Here is a 19,209-nt window from a genome sequence, read left to right on the forward strand (position 1 = left end):
AGCGTGACCGAGCAGGCTGAGGATGCGCGTCACCTTTCGGTGGCGAACGTCGACTTCTTGTGGACGTCGGGACACCCGGTGGTGCTCCCGATCGCCGGGGCACCCGCGTGCAAGCTCGACCTTCACCCAGCCAATGGAACGATCACCCTGATCACTGCCTTCACGCCTCCAGAACCCGTCGTCGCGAAGTGGCGCAACATCAGGTTCAAGCCGGTCGACTCAGACGAAGGAGACCTTGCTGAGCTCACGGTGTCGGTCGAAGGCAACGTGCACGGCGCATACAGCCTCCTCACGAGTGTGGCGGACCAACTGCAATTGCTCGGAGAGCCGCTCGCCGCCGCAGTTGCCACTGCCGTCACTAAGCATCGCAATCTCTTCCTGGGGAAGGCCGGCCTCAGCGTCGAGAAAGAATTGGGACTCTTTGGCGAGCTGTTGGTCTTGGAGTACTTGATCGAAAAGGCTGGCTCAGGTCCTGCAGTCGAATCTTGGCAAGGACCGCTGTCGGAGGAGCACGACTTTGTACTCAGCGATGTCCACCTAGAGATCAAGACGACGTCAGGCGAGCAGCGCCGGCACATGATGCACGGGTTCACGCAGCTCATCCCAGTACGGGGTGTTCCGCTGAGTCTGATCTCAATCCAGCTGACGCGAACCAATCACGAGCGCGGACTGACTCTCGGCCAGATGATCTCAGGTATTCGGGCGAAGGCGGGCGGCTATCGCCCGAAGGTTGACGCCAAGCTGGAGGCGTTGGGGTGGGATGACGCCGACGTGGAGCTCTACAGCACATCTTGGACCAAGCGGAACGAGCCGCGTGCCTTCCTCGTCGACGAGCAGTTCCCAGCCCTGACTGCTTCACGGCTTGCCGGGGGTGTTCCCAACTTCAAGATGGTCAGCGATCTGTCGTACCGCGTAGACCTAACCTACTTCCATCCCAGTGCTCTACCTGGGGCGTTGGCAGGTCTCGTCACTGTTGATGAGGAGCATTCATGACCCAGGTTCAAGGTGGAACATCTCCGGCCTGGGGAACGCCACTCCGTAACCTTCTACAAGGATTCGCGGAGCAATCTCCTAGGCCGTTGTTGCCCGCTCTCGCCATATTCGGTGGCATTCAGGTGTCGGAGGAAGAACTGGTCGCCTTCGTTCAGAGCGCACCCATCAACCACAACGCCATGATCGCGCTTCGCCTCGCCTTCGCTAAGTGGGATGCCAGCGACGACATGGTGCTGCTTGGACCCGACGGTGTCGAGGCGGGTTCAGGCACGGTCGCGCGACGGGTCGCCGTTGTTAGCGCACTGGGTCTGTCACCTGCAGCAGAGGGAGAAATCCGTTCCGTCATTCCGGTCCATCAGGAAGACACGATTGTCATCAGTCGGGAGTTCGAGCCCTGGTACGAAGAGGCCCGGCACCAGCGAAGCAGTCTCTACTGGGATGACTACGAGAAGTATCTCGCGGAGGTTAAAAAATGGCCAGCGTCGTCGATTGCGACGCTAGACCAAGGTACTAACTCAGTGATCGAGCGCCTCGCCGACCCAACGCGCGTCGAGGTTAAGCAGACGAAGGGGCTCGTGGTCGGCTACGTGCAGAGCGGCAAGACAGCCAACTTCACGGGCGTCATCGCAAAGGCGGTCGATGCTGGCTACCGCCTGATCGTCGTCATGACCGGCACGATCGAAATCCTCCGCGCTCAGACTCAGCGCCGCATCGACATGGAACTCATGGGTGTCGAAAATGTCCTTGCTGGCCAGGATTCCGCAGATCCGGAAGTAGCAAAGGGGCTAGACTATCAGCAGGACGCAGACTGGCTCGCAGACAAATTCGTCCGGCACTCCGAGCAGGCGCTGAATCAACCGGGGGTGGCACGGATCCGTCGCGTGACCACCCATCACCATGACTACAAGAGTCTGCCTCAGGGGATGTCGCAACTTCGCTATGAGCGTCATGACAGGACGAAACCGCTGAATGCACCGGAGAACTTGTTTCACACCGATGCCTATGTAGTCATAGTGAAGAAGAACTCGGCGCCGCTCAGCAAGTTGATCAAGGACTTGAGTCCCCTGCAGGCCATGCTCAAGGAGTTGCCTGCTCTTATTATCGACGACGAATCCGATCTCGCATCGGTCAACACCAAGGACCCGAAGAAGTCACAAGAGCGCACCAAAATCAACGAGCGCATCACCGAGATGATGGCGATAGTTCCGCGTGCGCAGTACGTTGGATATACGGCGACGCCTTTCGCGAACGTGTTCATCGACCCGGATGACGAAAGCAACCTTTTCCCGTCGGATTTCGTGTTGTCCTTGCCCCGACCCGCAGACTATATGGGCGTTCAGGAGTTCCACGACGTTGACCCCGACTGGGAGACTGTTGAGAAGACAGTAGCGACATCTAATGAGCTCGCCTTTGTACGTTCTGTCAAGGGCGCTCCGGACCAGGAACCGCTTCTGCGCAAGGCGGAACTCGGCGATGCTCTCGATGCCTGGGTCCTGAGCGGAGCAATCAAGAAATACCGCGAGTCTATGGATGGCAAGCTTCACCGGCATCACACGATGCTCGTGCACGAGGAGTTGAGCAACAAGACTCATCTCGATTCGGCCTTCGTTGTGCGCTCTCTCTGGAACAGCGGAAAATTCACGTCCGGTGAAGGGTTAACGCGCCTGCGCAAACTCTTCGACGATGACTTCCTGCCCGTGATGATCGCTCGCGTCAATGGCGACCCTGTTCCGGCGAGCTTCGACGACGTTAGGCCATTCGTGGCCCAGGCCATGGCTGAGATGACGAGCGCAGGCTCGGACCCGGTGCTCATCGTGAATTCAGACAAGGCGGTTCAGGATCAGCAGCAGGCGCTCGACTTCGACGCGGGGAAGGTCTGGCGCGTCCTCGTCGGCGGCGCGAAGCTCAGTCGAGGATTCACCGTCGAGGGCCTCACAGTGTCGTTCTTCCGTCGCAAGGCCGGACAAGCTGACACCCTGATGCAGGCCGGCCGATGGTTCGGGTTCCGCGAGGGCTACCGCGACTTGGTACGTCTCTACATTCGCCGCGATTCGAGAGTTGACCTCTACGACGCATTCGAGGCTCTACTCCTTGACGAGGAGGCCTTTCGTGATGAGCTGGCCAAGTATGCCGGCTTTGATGAGGATGGCAAACCGATCGTCGAGCCGCGACAGATTCCACCGCTGGTGAGCCAGCACTTGCCCTGGCTCAAACCCACCGCACGGAACAAAATGTTCAATGCGGTCGTGAAGTCACGCGCGTCGGTCGGTGCGTTTCACCAGCTGTCGTCAATCCCACCGAGGGACGACAAAGGGAAGGTGCAGAACAGGGCGAACTTGGACAAGGTAATCCTTCCGTTGTTGAAGAAGGCAACCAAAGACGCGACCTTACCGTACACAGACGGCGAAATCGCGAAGGACCAGAAGGCTAAGGTCGGTCTCATCGATGCTGCCGATTTCTTGAACTACTTCGACAAACTTAAATGGCATCCTGACTACTTGGGTGTGATTGCGCCACTTCGGTCGTTCATCGCCATGGCGATGGAAAACGAACGCATCAAAGACTGGGGAATCGTCTGGCCGCAAAGGCAGACACCCGGCCGCATGCTCTGGCTCGATGAACTTGGACAGGACGCTCCGATCTGGAAACGCGCGCGTCGCCAAGATCCGCGGATCGATTTCACCGGTGAGAACAAGCGCAACATCCTTGCTGCAAGCCCTCTGCCCGAAGGCAAGGACTTTCCCACTCTGGGGAGGAGCAGCACTCGGGGGGTGCTCGTGATCTCGTTGGTCGCCGATCAGGACGAAACCAGCGAGGCGGCTCCAGTTGATCGGACCAATGTCGTTGGACTCATCTCATTGCGCGTCCCCGATGCCTCTGTGCGCAGCAAGCGTGACCTCATCCAGTACACCGTCGTCGTATCGGAGAAGGCAGATGTCGTTGCAGTTGACGACCCTGCCGCGACTAAGACTGCGGACCCATCGTGATGCCTGATCCAGAGTTCATCGACCTGCGCCCGAGGGTATGGGCGGATGCTTTTCCGTGGCTTGCCGGCAAGGCATCGCCCGACGACGGAATTCTGGGCTCTTGGTGGGATGAGGCAATCGACAACACCGACCCGGTAAGTCGGACCCAGATACTCGATGGCATCGTGTGCGTCGCGGTCGACCGTCTCAGCCGGTGGTCGATCGGTGAGATCCTCCCCGGCATGCCATTGGATGTTCCGATCGAGCAGCTCGGCCTGCCGGTTCGTGCCTACAACGTGCTTTACCGCGAGAAGCGTCGGACTACCAGCCATCTGGTCGACTTGCCACTCGAGGAGCTTCTGGCTTACCGCAGCGCCGGGGTCGCGACCGTGGCCGCGATCATTCGGAGCCTGGCCGATCGTTCGACGTCGCAGCCGCAGACGTTCCTCGTCAACGATGCCTCAACGGTCTCTGAGACTGCTCCGCCCAGCCCGTGGCTCGGTGATCTCATCAGAGACATCGAAATCCTGGCCGTGTGGAACCAGACGACGGGAAGGATCGATCGGGGGGTGCTCGCTCCGCTTGCGCTCGGAGTACCGGCTGAGGTTGTCGCAGCCCGCGATCGAGTGGTCGCTCTGTCAGCAGCTGACGTGATGCCGTCGTCGACACCGAGCATCGCAGATGTGCTGGAGCAAGCGATCCTCGGGATGGACGAGCGGTTTCGCACGATCCTTGCGCGACGCTTGTTTGCATGGAAGCCGGCCACGTTGGAGGAGCTCGGTCAAGAGTTCGGAGTGACGCGCGAGCGTGTGCGCCAACTTGAGTCCAAGGCCAGGGCCAAGCTGCACGAGCTGGTTGCAGAGGGTTCTCCAGTTGGTCAGGTCGCTGCGCTCATGCGAGGCCAGATTCGTGGTGTCAGGCCACTGGCAGAAGTTCTTGCCGAAGCGCCTGCTCTTGACCATCCGGTCGACAGCATCGGCCAGCCGGCTTGGCGCGTCATCGACATCCTTGATGATGCTTATGAGATTGCCGCTGGTTGGTGTGCGGAGCCGAGCTTTGAGGCTGCGGAACGCGAGACGGCGATCTATCTCGACGAACTTGCTGACGAGTTCGGTGTCGTGAGGCTGGCGGATGTAGGCCTGGTCGGTTCTGAGGAGCCAGGGACGCTGCCCTGGCTAACAGATTGGCTGAAGCACCTTGGATACGAGGTCCGCAGCGGCTTCGTCTTGCTGCGCACGAGCTCCGTCAACGACCTCGCGGCAGCGCTGCTCTCCATCGAGGGTGGGCCATTGACCATGGAGGTACTGTTCGAACGGGCAAAGCGGGGATCGCTCGGAAACCTTCGGAACCAACTCAGTGCTGACCCCCGACTGCACAAAGTGGGCGTGGAGCATTGGGCTCTGGCGTCGTGGGGCATGGATAGGTACAGCAACATCCGTACAGAAGTCGGCAAACTGCTGGAGCAAGCTGGCGGCGAACTTCCACTGGTAACCGTCGTCGATTCACTGGTTGAGCGGTTTGGCGTGTCAGCGGCGTCGGTTAACGTGTACGCCGGAAGCGCCCCATACGAGGTCCGAAACGGGATGGTAGGCGCGCAGTCTGTCAAGATCGTCGGCGGCAAAAACCCCGCGAAGGTCCAGGGCTACTACCGCCGCGGCGACGACTGGCTTTTCCGGACAACAATTAACCAGGACCACCTGCGGGGGAGTGGTTGGGGAGCGTCGACCGCCGTCGCCACGGTTGTTGGTATATCGCAGGGAGAGCATGCGGATCTTCCCACTCGACTTGGACCGCAGAAGTTCTCGTGGAAGAACCACCAACCTGCTTATGGCAGCATCAAGCGTTTCCTCGAAGCTGAGGATCTCGGCATCGGCGACGAGGTCTTCCTTATCTTTCGCGGCGACGGGACCTTTGACGTTGAGAAGTTGCCGGATGCTCCAGAGTCGCCGCTCGCGCAAGCCCTCCGTTTGGTGGGCGCTGAAATGTCACTCGAAGGCCCCGAAGCCGTCGACGCTCTAGGTGCCGCTATCAAATACGCTCCCGGGTCGGACCTGGCCACAGTCGCGGCTGGCTACAAGGCGAGGCGCGAACAGCAGATCGCGCACCTGTTGATCGACGAAGACTCCGAGTAGCACGTGGACCTGCGGCAGCTGCGCAAGAACCCCCGCCAACGGCGTCGCAGGACCGGGCTGAATCAATAGTTCGGGCAACCGTCTGCACCAGTCAAGCCGCCGAGGGGTGCGTCCTCGGACGCGTATCGCCGTGTCGCCGCTGGATGCAGGCAACCGTCGGCGGTTTGGGGCAGGATGGCTTGCACTCAATGATCATAACCAGAAGGAAACACATGGCCGAGACTGCGGTCGTATCCGCCGCCCTGTCTGCGGATCCGCCGGTCCTCTCCATCGTGGAGAATGCGCCCACTCGTTTTGCCAGCGTCGAGCTCTTCGCTGGGGCCGGCGGCCTCGCGCTTGGCTGCCAAGCGGCTGGCTTCGAGTCGATCGCCACGCTGGAGCGCGATAGGTGGGCCTGCGACACGGTCCGGGAGAACAAGGAGCGCGGTCACGAATTGGTCGAGGATTGGAACGTCTACGAGGGCGATGTCCGAGATTTCGATTGGTCGGTGGTGACCAAGGACGTGGATCTTGTCGCTGGCGGGCCACCGTGCCAGCCGTTCTCGTCTGGTGGACTTGGCCGGGCCGCAGACGATGCGCGCGACATGTTCCCGGCCACCGCAGAGATCATCGCCCGGTTAAGGCCCCGGGCGTTCATCATCGAAAATGTGCGAGGGCTCACGCGGTCTGCCTTCGCCGACTACTATGCGTACATCCAGCTGCGGCTCGCGCTTCCGACACTGCGAGCCAAGCCCGGGGAACGATGGATGGAGCACCTGCTCCGGCTGCGCGCCGCCATCGACCGTCGCGAGCGTTACGCTCTTAGCTATCGAGTCGCGCCAACGCTGGTCAACGCCGCGGACTTTGGGGTGCCGCAGCAGCGGCACCGGGTGTTCTTCGTCGGATTCCGGGGAGACCTCGATGTCGACTGGACCTTCCCGGCGGCCAGTCATTCCAAGCGTGCACTGCTGCGCTCACAGTGGGTGACCGGCGAGTACTGGGATGAGCATGAAGTACCGGCGAACAAGCGGCCGGAACGGCCCAGCTTCCGGATCCCAGGGTTGTTCTCCGACGATATGCCGAAGCAGCGTTGGCGCACCGTCCGCGACGCCCTCATCGGCCTGCCCAAACCCGCGCTCAGGCCATCCCGACTGGTCCTCAACCACGTCCTGCAACCCGGCGCTCGCTCCTACCCAGGCCACACTGGCAGCCCTTTGGATATGCCAGCTAAGGCGCTGAAGGCGGGCGGTCACGGTGTGCCAGGTGGCGAGAACATGCTCAGGGATGTCGACGGTGCGGTGCGGTACTTCACCGTTCGCGAGAGTGCACGTCTTCAGACCTTCCCCGACGACTACGAGCTTCACGGCTCCTGGGGAGAAGCGATGCGACAACTTGGCAACGCGGTGCCAGTTCTGCTCGGCCAGGTCGTAGCCGAGAGCGTCCATCAGGCCCTGGTCAAGGAGAGGATCAGTTCGTGACCGAAACGCGGCTCAGCAGCCTCAACCTGACTCCGTCTCCACGAATCCTGGAGATGATTGCGGAGGTCGACCTCCAATTGCACCAGTGCCTAGGCGAGTTGATCGACAACGCGCTCGACGAGTTGATCGAGGCGTCGTCCGAAGAACCGGCGCTGGAGCCACGGATCGACATCACCCTGCCGACCTCCGGCAAGGCAGAGAAGTCCTCAGCGATCTCGGTCGGCGATAATGGGCGCGGGATGTCGCCCGAACAGTTAAAGGACGCGCTCAGCGCCGGCACGTCGGGTAAGCAGCGCTTCGGCACTCTCGGTCTTTTCGGGATGGGCTTCAACATCGCCACTGCGCGACTAGGCGGCATTACTGAGGTCCGCACTGGACGGCGAGGGGACGACCAGTGGGTCATCGCGACCATCGACCTTACGGTGATGCAACGCGAGTCAACCTACGATGTTCCGCTGCGGTACGAGGACAAAGCGAGCGAGGAGCACGGCACCCTGGTCGCGGTGACGAAGCTCCGCGAGGACATCGTGGCGCGGCTGAAGTACACGCGCGCCATTAAGGAAACCACGGGACACCTGGGTCGTATCTACACCTACATGCTGCGCAGTCCTCAAGATGGGCACTCAGGTGCTGAACTGATGGGCGGCGCGGGCCAGCGGCTATACGTGAACAACCGGGCGGTCCGTTCCCACTTGCCCTGCATCTGGGATCCAAGCCGCTCGGTCACCTACAAAGGTGCCGAGGTTCACACCGCTATCGAGATCAACGTTCCCCTCACCAACGCGTACGCCTGTATGAATTGTGGCCGCTGGTACAACGCCGCCTACGAGAAGTGCGTCGACTGCGAGAGCACGGACATCACGGAGCGCGAGCGCCGGATTTGGGGATGGCTCGGCATCCAGCGCTACGCCGACAAGTCGGATTTTGGCCTTACATTCCTACGACACGGCCGCGCGATCACTTATCAGGACAAGTCGCTCTTTGACTGGGAGACGCCCGATGGCGACTTCGAGCTGGAGTATCCGATCGAGCTCGGTATGGGCCGGATCGTCGGCGAGGTCCACCTTGACCACGCCCCTGTGAACGTCCGCAAGAACAACTTCGACACCTCCTCCAGCGAATGGCGGTTCATGGTCGAGAAAGTCCGGGGTTCTGAACCTCTGCGGCCGCAGATCGCGATGCGTCTCGTCGGGCGTGAGAACACTTCGCCGATGAGTCAGCTCTTCAACGCCTACCGCGAGAACAAGCCCGGCCTCCGCTACCTCATCCCTGGCAACGGCACCTCGTCGATCCATGAGACTGTCAAATCCTGGGGCGCGAAGTTCCGCAATGGCGACCCAGAGTTCGAGACCGACGAGACTTGGTACCAGGCGGCGAAGGCTCACGACCAAATTAAAAACGGGCCGCCGCCCGAGCCGAAGCCGTCGACCGATGAGGACGACTGGCTGGACAAGGAGGGTCTGTCCCATCTCGGCAAGGACGGGGACGAAGCCGGAGAGACGTCCAGCCACGACGAGCCTGACGATCCCGAGCCAGTCAAGCCTGAGACCGAAGCGGAGCGCTTTGCGCGCTACCGAGACGCCGCGACCCTGCTGCCCGACACCGACCGAGAGGTCCGAATTGGAACTGCTCAGCCGGTGCTCCGTGTCTACGTCACCTCCGGCGTCGACTTGAAGAAAGACGATCGCAAGCAGCCGTATGCGATTCGGATCGTCGCAGGCGAGATCGAGGTATACGTCGATGCGGGTGCAGCGCTGATCGCGCAGTACGGATGGTCACCGATGAACGTCGCGCTGGTATGCGCCGCGCCCCAATTGAAGGACGTCTACTCTTTCGACGGATCGATAGATCAGCTCGTGACCTTGATCCTCGAACAATTCCCCGATCGCCGGGTCGACAAGGCGGCCGTTCGAGCGAGAGCTGAGGCGCTGCTCGACAACATGCGGGAGCGCCTCGCAGAACTGGCACCGAAGGACCCGGCCGCCTTGTGGAACTCCCTATCCGGCGACTCTAGGCGAGCCGCAGAAACCATCGCCATCAGCATCGCGCCGGATGTCGACTGGTCCGGCGCCATCACTAGCGGCGAATTCGCGCGATACCTGAGCGCTGCCGGTTTCCACGACCTGGTGGCCAGCAGCCCCTCTCTCGTCTTGGACGGCGCGCTCTTCCGCAGCACCTATGCAGCTCTGGGGGAGGACACTCAAGCCGACCAGATCGCGCGCGTCGGAGCGCTTCTTGCGGACCTGCAAAGGATGGTTGCAGGTCCGCAGATGCACAAGACACTCGAACTCTCTCGGCTGCTGTTGACGGCCGATCTGCTCGACGCCGAGATCGTTTCGGTATGACAACTTCATTCCTGGACCCGACCTTCCTGATCGAGGAAGGTCCGAAGGGCTTCACGCGGCAACTGGAACGGCTACTCGCCCTGATTGCTTTCACCGACGTGGTCAACGTGGACGGCCCAGGCGACAAGGGCGCCGACGTGCTTGGTCGCCTGAAAGGCGAGGACTGGATTTTCCAAGCGAAGTGGAAGAAGTCGGGAAACGTCGATTTCGACGCGGTGGACGAAACGCACAGCGCAATGCAGCATTACAACATTCATCGTGCGGTGGTTGTCACGAACCAGCGTTTTACACAAAAAGCAAAGAACCGGGCGCAGGCGTTGAGCGAAGTCGGTATCAACGTCACATTGTGGAATGGCGAAAGTCTGTCCACCATCTACGAAAGAGCGCCGGAGCGTGCCAAGCCGTTCGATCTGCACAAGTACCAGGACCGCGCGGTCGAGGCAGCGTGGGCAGCGCTATCCGAGTCCGGAGAGGCCCTCGTGTACCTGGCGACTGGCCTCGGAAAGACAGTCATAGCTGGTCGGGTACTCAGGATGTTCCTCCTAGCGAACCCAGACGCACAGGTGCTCGTAACTGCGCACATGATCGATCTCGTCGAACAACTTGAACGTGCGATGTGGCGTGACATCCCGAAGGACGTCCCGACGCGGCTCCTACACGGCTCATCTAAGCCGAACTCGTTGCCCGGCGTGACGTTTGGCGTCGCTCCGACGGCCCGTGATTACATCGAGTCCGGGTACACGCCGGATCTAATTGTGGTCGACGAGGCCCACCACGTCGGCGAGACTGGAAACTATGCGACGATGCTTGACCTGCTGCCGCGCGCGAAACGGCTCGGCGTGACAGCGACCCCATGGCGCGGTGACAGGTTCGACATCGAGCAAACCTTCGGTGAGCCGATCGTTCGGGTCTCCATCTCCGAAGGTATGAAGCTCGGCTACTTGGCCGACGTGAAGTATCGAGTGTTTGCTGACAACATCGATTGGGATTTCGTTCGGGACGCGTCAGAGAACGGCTACTCCATAAGAGACCTGAACAAGCGACTCTTTATCCCTGAGCGGGACGAAGCGGTTAGGGGGCGACTTGAAGAGGTTTGGGACCAGACTATAAACCCTCGCGCCATCATCTTCTGCCAGACGATCGAACATGCCGAGCGGGTGCGCAATCTATTGGCGCTCCGGCCCGGGTGGGAGCGCGCCAAGACACTTCATGCCAATCTGAAGATCCGGGAGCGACGGGAGCGTCTTCTCAAGTTCAGATCGGGTGAGGTGCCCATCTTGGTGGCCGTCGACATTCTCAATGAAGGAGTCGATGTCCCCGACGTCAACATTCTATGCTTCGCGCGGGTCACCCATAGCCGGCGGATCTTCGTCCAGCAGCTTGGCCGAGGGCTGCGCCTCCGTAAAGGGAAGACCCACGTGGAGGTACTCGACTTCGTTAGCGATATTCGACGGCTCGCGGAGGTATACGATATACGGGAGCAGGTCTCCGAGGACGAGATCGAGCAGGTGTCGGTCGGGCGCAACCAGTTTGTCTTTGAGGATCTTCAGGTGCGCGATCTTCTCGAACAGTGGATGGCTGACGTCGGCGACCTCGGCGGTGCCGACGACAGCGTAAGACTCGAGTTCCCGCCGATTGAGGGGATCTGATGGCAGCAATACCATTGGAGGTGCGGACAGAAGTTATCACGGAGCTAGTTCGCCAATTCGACGCTGTACGCTGGGAAGAATTGTCGGCGCACTCCGCGAGCGAGATGTACGACCGGTTCGTCAAGGACCCGAAGATCGGCCTGCGGCTCTCCGCCTTCATGCCCGCCGAAAAGATCAGGGTGTGGATCAAGGACGGGCCGGCGAAGGACTACCGACGGGCCTTGGAGGGCATCGGACCGATCGCCTCCTTCACTAATCGGGCATACCCCGGACCTCAGTCCGTTGTACGACTAGCGCTAGGAGACCAGTGGGTTCCGAGGGCGGACACCATCGAGGAGAAGCCCATGCGATGCTTCGCTGAAGACCCGCGGGGCCAGTCGATGTTCGTGATCTGGGGACCGCTGAGCGCCATCCAGGGCTTGATCTGGAACTCGTGCCTGATCCGTGTTCAAGATCCATTGAAGCCGATCACAGTCGTCGTCACAAAACCGAACAGTGCACCGTTGGCAGCAGCCGACTGGAGGTTGGTGGAGGCGCTGAGCGATATCGTCGACGCGGATTGCAAACAAGTTACTTACGCGGTGAGCCGAAAGTTCGAGAGTTGGCCGAGTTAGTTCGCACCGCGTAATGCTGCCACAACTCGGTCGGCGACATCGCTCGGGTCCTCATGTTCCCAGAAACGAAGGACAAGCCAACCAGCCTCGGTGAACGCTTCCGCCGATTCGCGGTCCCGTCGCATATTCTCTGCGATCTTGGTCGCCCAAAATTCGCGGCGGCGTCCCGTCGCGGGCCTATAGTGGGCTGGACATCCGTGCCAGAAGCAACCGTCGATCAGGATCGCGATCCGCTGCCTCTTGAACATTATGTCGGCGGTTCTACGCAAGTCCGGAACAACCCGACAGTTCACTCGATATCGCAACCCTCTGCGGTGGAGTTCACGGCGAACGGCCATTTCCGCCGACGTGTCCCGGCTGCGGGTCCGTGACATTCGCGCGCTGACCGCCGGGTCGACGTCCATTGATGCTATCCCCTCCGTCGATGACTATCTCGGAAGTGCCAGTCGGCGCAGCGGATCTCCCGTTGCTCCCGACGCTGGCAGCCGCGCGCCCCGAAGGCGCTTGTTCCATCGCTCAAGCCTCTACAGAAGTAGCTCGAGGCGCGAGCGACAGTCGAAGGTTGCCTGGCTGCCGCTGGCCGTCACGAAGCCGATGGAGCCTGCCTTGTAGGCGTAGCCTCCCTGAACCTGGCCGTCGTTGTATGGGCCAGTCGGCGAGCTCAGGATGGAGAGGGATGCGTTGAGATCGCTTGGATTCCAGATGCCGCCTGACTGGTCGATGATCCGTCTCCGCTGACTATTCACATCTAGGCTGGTTAGCTGCTCACGGGTGACGACTCCACCCGACTGGTCACTGAGATAAGTGAGCCGATCCATGATCTGCAGACGGAGTGCAAGGTCTGCATCGCGGTCCAAAGCCATGCGTTGCCTTCCGGTATGAGTCGCCTAAGTGATCAGTGCGGAAGGACGTGGGCATTGACTGACCTGGCTGCCTCTGCTAGTTCGGGAAGTTCGAGAACGTCGAGACCTGCGGCGGTCAGGAGCTCGACACCTTCGCAGTCGACGAAGATTAGTGGCTCACGCCAGGCAAGGACAACACGGCTGATGCCGGCGGCGAGGATGAGCTCCGTGCAGGTTCGAGGCCGCGATGCTCGCTTGCTGCACGGCTCGAGGCTGGTATAGATCGTCGCCCCGGCCAGGGCACCGTCTTCGACGGCGAGTTTGGCGATGGCGATCTCCTCGGCGTGATCCTTGGGGCCTGTCTCGCGCGAGTAGCCAGTGGAGAGTACTTCGCCCTCGGTGCCGAGGATGATTGCGCCGACCGAGAAGGCTGTATCCGAGGGTGGGCAGGAACGAGAGAGGTCGATGGCCCGCGTGAGCCAATGGTGGTCGTCTGGGTCAGGCATGCGTTGCCTCCTTCGGGAGGTAGCGGAGCAGGACGACGTCACCGATTTGCTTGACCTCGGCTAGTTCCATTCGGTGGGCGGGGTTTTGAGGGAAGTTGGCGTCGCCGACGAACCGAGGGGCTGTGCTGTCGCCTATGAAGAACGGTGCGACTACGAGCTGGATCTCATCTGCGAGGCCCGCTGAAAGGAACTGAGTGTGGATGGTCCCACCGCCTTCGACCATGAGGCGGCGGACGCCGCGCTCGGCCAAATCCTTGAGGATGTTGTCGATACTCACTGCGTCGCCGGCGTCGACCACGGTGCTGACCTGGCCGACTGAGGCGTCAGTTTTGGAGAACGCAGCAGCTGGGACGTAGACGATCTTGTCCACGTCGCCAGTGCTGAAGAACTTCGACGAGGCATCGAGGTTGCCGCTGGCGCTGATCGTCACCTTGATCGGGGACTCGGTCAGGCCGGCATCCAGGCGTGCCTTGCGGCGGTCGTCTGAGCGGACGAGCAGGCGAGGGTTATCGCGGCGGATCGTGTTGGCGCCTACCAGGATGGCGTCCACGCCGGCGCGAACCTCGTCGACTCGATCGAAGTCCTCGTCGTTGGACAGGAGCAAGCGCTGGTCGGTGTTGTCGTCGATGTAGCCGTCGACCGATGCCGCAACGGACAGCAGGACGTACGGACGATCAGACACGTGGTTCTCCTCGGTCGGCGTGAATGACGTTGTCGAGTAGGTCGACGAAATCATCCGTCATCTGCTCGATCTCCATTGTGCTGGCCCCTGAGTCAAGGCTGGCGCAGTTGTTCAGAGTCGCGAGTTGATCGCTGGGAATCCACGAGGTCAAGGCAGGCTGTCGGCGTACCTGTTGGAACATGGCCCTGGCGGTGCCGCCGCTCGCGCCGTACGGAAGAACTTGCTTGCCTAGTGCGATTGCCAAGTCGGCCTCAGCTCGCGTGCCGGCTCCGCCACCGACGACCACGACGTACTCAGCATCGGCGATGACATTCCTGCGTCCGAAAATCGCAACCGCGCCCCGCAGACCTGGTGGCTGGTAGTGGTCTGCGATGTGCGTCATGACCTCAATGCCGACTCCAATGGGACCGTGGTTCACTCTCAACCTTCTGACCATGACGAGTCGCGCCAGTGAGCGGACAGCGGTGTCGATCACTGCGCCGTGGGCTTCTGCGGCCCGGCTGCCGCAGATGGCTATTCGGGTGCTGTTGAGGTCAGAATCGTCGAGTCGGCGTCGGTCTCGATCGGTCGATTTTCCAGTGGCATCCGCCATCTCACGCTCATCGCGGATCGAGGACATCAGGGCATCAGCCGGGGCGAGGCCCATCAGCATGCGGGCCGTATCAGGTAGGCGTAACCCTTCGGCGATGCGCGTGAGTACGCCGATGTCGGATACCTGGCCGTGACGCGCTCCGCGCACCCAGTTCGAGACGTCCGATCGATCGTGCTCAGTCAGCAAAGCAAGCTGTGTCTGAGTGCAATCGTCGAACGCAGATAGGTAGCTTCGAAACAGCGCGCCGATGTCGCGCCGAGCCAAGGCGGCCTGGACGTCCCTGCCGCGCCAGAAGGAGCTGGGAACAGCCTTCGGATCAAACACTTTGCGCCGAGTCACACAGCCTCCTCCCTCCGAGATGACACACCGAGGGTAGCGGGATGGAACCGATCCGTGGACTCGTCCCACGGGATCGATCGATTTCGCTCCGTAGTCAGCAAGTTCAGCATGAGTGACTTACCTGCTGACTTGGAGTGACCGATATGAAGATTGCTGTTTGGCCGACCCTCGAGCCGAGACGTAGGCCCGCTGCAACACTGATGGGTGCACATCCGAGAACGGGCCTGCCGGTGACCATCTCGATGGACAGGACACTGCGGCTGAAGGTCATCGACGCATGCGGGATGACCTGTACCTTCTGTCACAACGAAGGAACGCCCGTTCTCGCAGACAACCTCGGGCGGGCTCCCGCCGAGATGACTGCCGCGGGCCGATCCGGTCGGGTGTCGATCTATCTCGGGTCGAATGGAGCCGGGTTTTTGCCCGCAACTGTTGCGCCGGACGAGTCTCTCGCGGATACCTTGGCGCTGTTGCGCGACGCGTTGTGCGTCGATGAGCTGCACCTGACCGGCGGTGAGCCGACGCTCCATCCGAAATTGGCTGAGGTAGTCGGCGTTGGTGCGGCGGCCGGTTACAAGGTGTGCGCTACGTCGAACGGAGAAAACGGCGTACGGGTCTTGCCTGCCTGCGGCGAAGCTGGACTAGAGCGTGTCAACTTCTCGATCTTTGGAACAACTGCTGCCGAGCTCGCCCAGGTGCAGCATGGGAAGTTTGCGAACACGATCCGCGCGGAGCGAAAGATCCGAGCACTACAAGACTCGATCCAGGTGGCTGTTGCTCACGGCATTCGAGCGAACGCCAATATCGTCGTACCGAACGAGGATCATGTGCCCCGGGTTCACCGGCTGCTGTCGGAGTACTCGCCGGCGATCTCAGTTCGGTTGCTGAACTCTCTGGATGAGGGTGAGGAGTCGATTGAGGCGATCTACGGTCTTTTGCGGGACCTGAAAGTGGTGCCCGTCGGAATCCATGTAACCGCGGGGGCTTCTGGATGGCGCACGGCGTATCGCCTGCCGACAGGACGAGTCGTCTACTTCAAGCAGATCAGGCCGGTGCGTCTACCAGAGACATGTACTGGCTGCCGATTCAACAACTCCACGGACTGCGAGGAGGGGTACTACGGCGTTCGCTTATACCGCGATCGAGACGGCGTCTTCCAAGTCGGCGTATGTATCCAGCGCATGGACTTGTGTCTTCCTGTGGAAGAGTTCGTGCGGAGCGATCTCCGTGCCGAGATCCTGGCGTTGCGCGAAGCTGAGTACCGAAAGCTGGCACGGAAGTACGGCGTCGAGGGAGAGGTTCGGAACTGATATGGCGATCGAGTTCGAGGCCAAGGTGTTGGATATCGACCCCGATAGTTTGGCCGACGAGATTCTTCGGCTCGGAGGACGTCGGGTCGGGTATCGCGTGATGCGGCGCTATGTCTACGACATCCAGGCCGGAGACAAGTCAAGGTGGATCCGGCTGCGTGATACCGGGACTTCGGTGAGCCTGGCGATCAAAGAGATCGCGCACGATGGGATCGATGGCACGACGGAAACCGAAGTGGCGGTCGACGATTTCGAAACGACCAACGAGTTGCTGGGCAAGATGGGGTTCGCCGCGAAGTCCTACCAGGAGAACCGACGAGTCAGCTTCCAGCTACTGGACGCCGAGTTGGAGATCGACTCTTGGCCAATGATTCCGCCGTACCTGGAGATCGAGGGCCAGTCACGGGAGCACGTCGTACGAGTGGGGGCGGCGTTGGGGATAGCAGAGGACAGGCTGACCGGCGAGAACACGACGAAGGTTTATGCGCGGTACGGGATTGAGCTTGGGGCGATCCGGGAGCTTCGCTTCCCATAGGCCTCAGTCCGATCCGTGTGGCGGATCGGACTGAGGTGGTAGCGGCGGGGTCAGGCCTCTGGCTGCAGGGTCCTGAAGAAGGTGCGGAGGTCGTCGACCAACAGGGTGGGGGCTTCCATGGCGGCGAAGTGGCCGCCTTCCTTGTGGTCGGACCAGAAGGGGATCTGGTGGGTGGGGTCCATGATGCGGCGGAGGACTGGGTCTGTGTTGAAGATGGACCAGCCGGCGGGGACTGATGAGGGGGCTAGCCAGCTGACGCCGGAGTGGGCTGCCTCGTGGAGGAAGCGCGCTGCGGTGGCGCCTGTGCGGGTGAACCAGTAGAGGGTGATGTTGGTGAGGAGCTGGTCGCGGGGGACTGCCTGGTCTGGGGTGGTGGCTGAGGGGTTGGTCCAGGTTTGGAACTTTTCCGCGATCCAGGCGAGTTGGCCGACGGGGGAGTCGGTGAGGGCTGCCGCGATGGTTTCGGGGCGGTGGGATTGGAGGTCCAGGTAGCCTCGTTCGGCCTTCCAGGATTCGCGCTGAGCCTCCACCACTGCGAGTTCGTCCTCGGTGAGGTGGTCGGGGATGGGGAACTGGTCGCCGGCCAGGCCTAGGGAGCCGCGGTCGCTGTTGACGAGGGTGCCGATGATGGAATCGGGATACAACGAGGCGAGTCGGCCGGTGATTCCGGCGCCGACGTCGCCGCCGTGGGCGCCATAAGTGGTGTAGCCGAGGCGATCCATCAGCGTCGCGAAGGCTTCCGTAGTACGGGCAACCTCCCAGCCGTCGGACGAGACTGGCGTCGAGAAGCCGAAGCCGGGGATCGAGGGGATGACGAGGTGGAAGGCGTCGGATGCTGAGCCGCCGTGGGCGACGGGGTTGGTGAGGGGGTCGATCAGTTCGAGGAATTCCACGAAGGATCCCGGGTAGCCGTGGGTCATCAACAGAGGCGTCGCGGAAGGTTCGGCGGAGCGGACGTGGAGGAAGTGGATGGTCTGGCCGTCGATCTCGGTGAGGAACTGGGGATACGAGTTGAGCCGGGCCTCCTGCGCACGCCAGTCGAAGTCGTTGCCCCAGTAGGTGGCAAGTTCCTGCAGATACGTCAGCGGTACGCCGCGGCTGAAGTCGGCGGCTTCGGTCGGGGCCGGGGAGGGCCAGCGGGTGTTGGCCAAGCGGGAACGAAGGTCGTCCAGGTCGGCTTGCGGGATCTCGATGCGGAAGGGGCGAATCGCTGAAGTGTTCATGCGCCAAACGCTAGAAGCCATTGCGGAAGACTTTCTTCCGCGATTGCTGGGAAGATCTGAGAATGCTGGAAACCTCCGCGCTACTCCTGAGACTCCTCTCGCTCCTCCAGAAGCAGCGGGACTGGACCGGGCCTGAGCTGGCCGAGCGACTGGGGATCTCGACCAGGACCCTCAGGACCGACATCGAGCGACTGCGGACGCTCGGTTATCCGGTGCACGCTCAGCCAGGCGTCGCTGGCGGATATCGGCTCGGCGCGGGCGCCGCGTTGCCGCCGTTGCTGCTGGATGACGACGAGGCGGTGGCAGTGGCGGTTGGCCTACGTACTGCGGCCGGCGGGAGCGTGGCCGGCATAGAGGAAGCCTCCGTCGGCGCACTCGTGAAGCTCGAGCAGGTGCTGCCGTCGCGACTGCGGCACCGGGTGAACGCGATGCAGGCGGCGGTGGTCGCCGTACCGGGCTCCGGGCCGACCGTCGACGGCGAAGTGCTGACTGCTGTCGCGACCGCAATCCGGGCGCGCGAGCGACTGCGCTTCGACTACTCGAGTCGCGCTGGAGAGGAGAGCGTCCGTACTACGGAACCGCATCGGTCACCTGGGGACGACGGTGGTACCTGGTTGCCTGGGACAACGATCGCGAAGACTGGCGGACGTTTCGAGTGGACCGGATGACACCCCGTACGCCGACCGGGCCGCGGTTCGCGCCTCGCGAACTCCCGTTCGACGACGTCGCCGAGTACGTGTGGTCGAAGGTGAGTACTGCGGTTTGGCACTACTCCGCGCGGATTCGGGTACACGCGCCGGCGGCGTACGTGATTGCTCGTATGCCGGTGCCGATCACGCCGGAGCGGATCGACGACGAGACCTGTCTGATCACGGTTGGCTCGGACACCCCACACCAGCTGGCCCTGTGGATCGGCATGTTGGACGTCGACTTCGAAGTACTGGATGCGCCGGAGTTGGCCGCCGCGTTCCGGATGCTTGGAGATCGGTTCTACCGAGCGGCTCCGTCGGTTGACTGAGCATCT

Annotated in this window: 15 protein-coding genes and 1 pseudogene; 10 read left to right on the top strand and 6 right to left on the bottom strand. The window is 61.6% G+C overall.

Annotated elements, in window-relative coordinates; all coding sequences use genetic code 11:
• The first annotated feature begins 3 nt into the window (after window positions 1–3).
• From ABZ004_RS14545 to ABZ004_RS14575, 7 genes are all read left to right on the top strand, one after another.
• Window positions 4–993 carry a PD-(D/E)XK motif protein gene (locus ABZ004_RS14545; RefSeq protein WP_355680319.1) on the top strand — a complete coding sequence of 330 codons (990 nt, stop codon included), beginning with the start codon at window positions 4–6 and terminating at the stop codon, window positions 991–993.
• The gene (locus ABZ004_RS14550; RefSeq protein WP_355680320.1) at window positions 990–3,980 is read left to right on the top strand and encodes a Z1 domain-containing protein; all 2,991 of its coding nucleotides are present in this window, start codon (window positions 990–992) and stop codon (window positions 3,978–3,980) included. The genes ABZ004_RS14545 and ABZ004_RS14550 overlap by 4 nt, the downstream gene beginning before the upstream one ends.
• Window positions 3,980–6,091, top strand: a complete 2,112-nt coding sequence (locus tag ABZ004_RS14555; RefSeq protein ID WP_355680321.1) for a sigma factor-like helix-turn-helix DNA-binding protein — start codon at window positions 3,980–3,982, stop codon at window positions 6,089–6,091. The genes ABZ004_RS14550 and ABZ004_RS14555 overlap by 1 nt, the downstream gene beginning before the upstream one ends.
• 212 nt (window positions 6,092–6,303) lie before the next feature.
• The gene (locus ABZ004_RS14560; protein WP_355680322.1) at window positions 6,304–7,548 is read left to right on the top strand and encodes a DNA cytosine methyltransferase; all 1,245 of its coding nucleotides are present in this window, start codon (window positions 6,304–6,306) and stop codon (window positions 7,546–7,548) included.
• Entirely contained in the window at window positions 7,545–9,893 is a 2,349-nt protein-coding gene (locus tag ABZ004_RS14565) for an ATP-binding protein (protein WP_355680323.1), read from the top strand. The genes ABZ004_RS14560 and ABZ004_RS14565 overlap by 4 nt, the downstream gene beginning before the upstream one ends.
• Window positions 9,890–11,542, top strand: coding sequence for a helicase-related protein (locus ABZ004_RS14570; RefSeq protein WP_355680324.1), 1,653 nt, complete (start codon window positions 9,890–9,892; stop codon window positions 11,540–11,542). Before ABZ004_RS14565 ends, ABZ004_RS14570 begins: the two co-directional genes overlap by 4 nt.
• The gene (locus ABZ004_RS14575) at window positions 11,542–12,156 is read left to right on the top strand and encodes a hypothetical protein (RefSeq protein ID WP_355680325.1); all 615 of its coding nucleotides are present in this window, start codon (window positions 11,542–11,544) and stop codon (window positions 12,154–12,156) included. The genes ABZ004_RS14570 and ABZ004_RS14575 overlap by 1 nt, the downstream gene beginning before the upstream one ends.
• Here ABZ004_RS14575 and ABZ004_RS14580 read toward each other — a convergent pair.
• From ABZ004_RS14580 to ABZ004_RS14600, 5 genes are all read right to left on the bottom strand, one after another.
• Entirely contained in the window at window positions 12,153–12,560 is a 408-nt protein-coding gene (locus ABZ004_RS14580; RefSeq protein WP_355680326.1) for a very short patch repair endonuclease, read from the bottom strand. The genes ABZ004_RS14575 and ABZ004_RS14580 overlap by 4 nt on opposite strands.
• Before the next feature lie 120 nt (window positions 12,561–12,680).
• On the bottom strand, window positions 12,681–13,019 hold the full coding sequence (locus ABZ004_RS14585) for a hypothetical protein (RefSeq protein WP_355680327.1): 339 nt from the start codon (window positions 13,017–13,019) through the stop codon (window positions 12,681–12,683).
• 32 nt (window positions 13,020–13,051) lie between these two features.
• On the bottom strand, window positions 13,052–13,504 hold the full coding sequence (locus tag ABZ004_RS14590) for a dCMP deaminase (RefSeq protein WP_355680328.1): 453 nt from the start codon (window positions 13,502–13,504) through the stop codon (window positions 13,052–13,054).
• The gene (locus ABZ004_RS14595; RefSeq protein ID WP_355680329.1) at window positions 13,497–14,186 is read right to left on the bottom strand and encodes a dihydrofolate reductase family protein; all 690 of its coding nucleotides are present in this window, start codon (window positions 14,184–14,186) and stop codon (window positions 13,497–13,499) included. The genes ABZ004_RS14590 and ABZ004_RS14595 overlap by 8 nt, the downstream gene beginning before the upstream one ends.
• A complete protein-coding gene (locus ABZ004_RS14600) occupies window positions 14,179–15,117 on the bottom strand; it encodes a hypothetical protein (protein ID WP_355680330.1) in 939 nt (312 codons plus the stop codon). The genes ABZ004_RS14595 and ABZ004_RS14600 overlap by 8 nt, the downstream gene beginning before the upstream one ends.
• Window positions 15,118–15,260: 143 nt before the next feature.
• On the opposite strand from ABZ004_RS14600, the gene ABZ004_RS14605 reads away from it, so the two are divergent.
• Window positions 15,261–16,427, top strand: a complete 1,167-nt coding sequence (locus ABZ004_RS14605; RefSeq protein ID WP_355680331.1) for a radical SAM protein — start codon at window positions 15,261–15,263, stop codon at window positions 16,425–16,427.
• Between the two features lies 1 nt (window position 16,428).
• A complete protein-coding gene (locus ABZ004_RS14610; protein WP_355680332.1) occupies window positions 16,429–16,962 on the top strand; it encodes a hypothetical protein in 534 nt (177 codons plus the stop codon).
• Window positions 16,963–17,012: 50 nt separating this feature from the next.
• On the opposite strand, the gene ABZ004_RS14615 is transcribed toward ABZ004_RS14610, so the two are convergent.
• Window positions 17,013–18,185: an epoxide hydrolase family protein gene (locus ABZ004_RS14615; protein ID WP_355680333.1), complete on the bottom strand. Its 1,173-nt coding sequence runs from the start codon at window positions 18,183–18,185 to the stop codon at window positions 17,013–17,015.
• 62 nt (window positions 18,186–18,247) lie between these two features.
• Between ABZ004_RS14615 and ABZ004_RS14620 the strand changes: the two are divergent.
• Window positions 18,248–19,203: pseudogene (locus ABZ004_RS14620) on the top strand (YafY family protein).
• Window positions 19,204–19,209 lie beyond the last annotated feature (6 nt).

It is taken from the genome of Kribbella sp. NPDC006257, from assembly GCF_040613535.1.
GTDB lineage: Bacteria > Actinomycetota > Actinomycetes > Propionibacteriales > Kribbellaceae > Kribbella.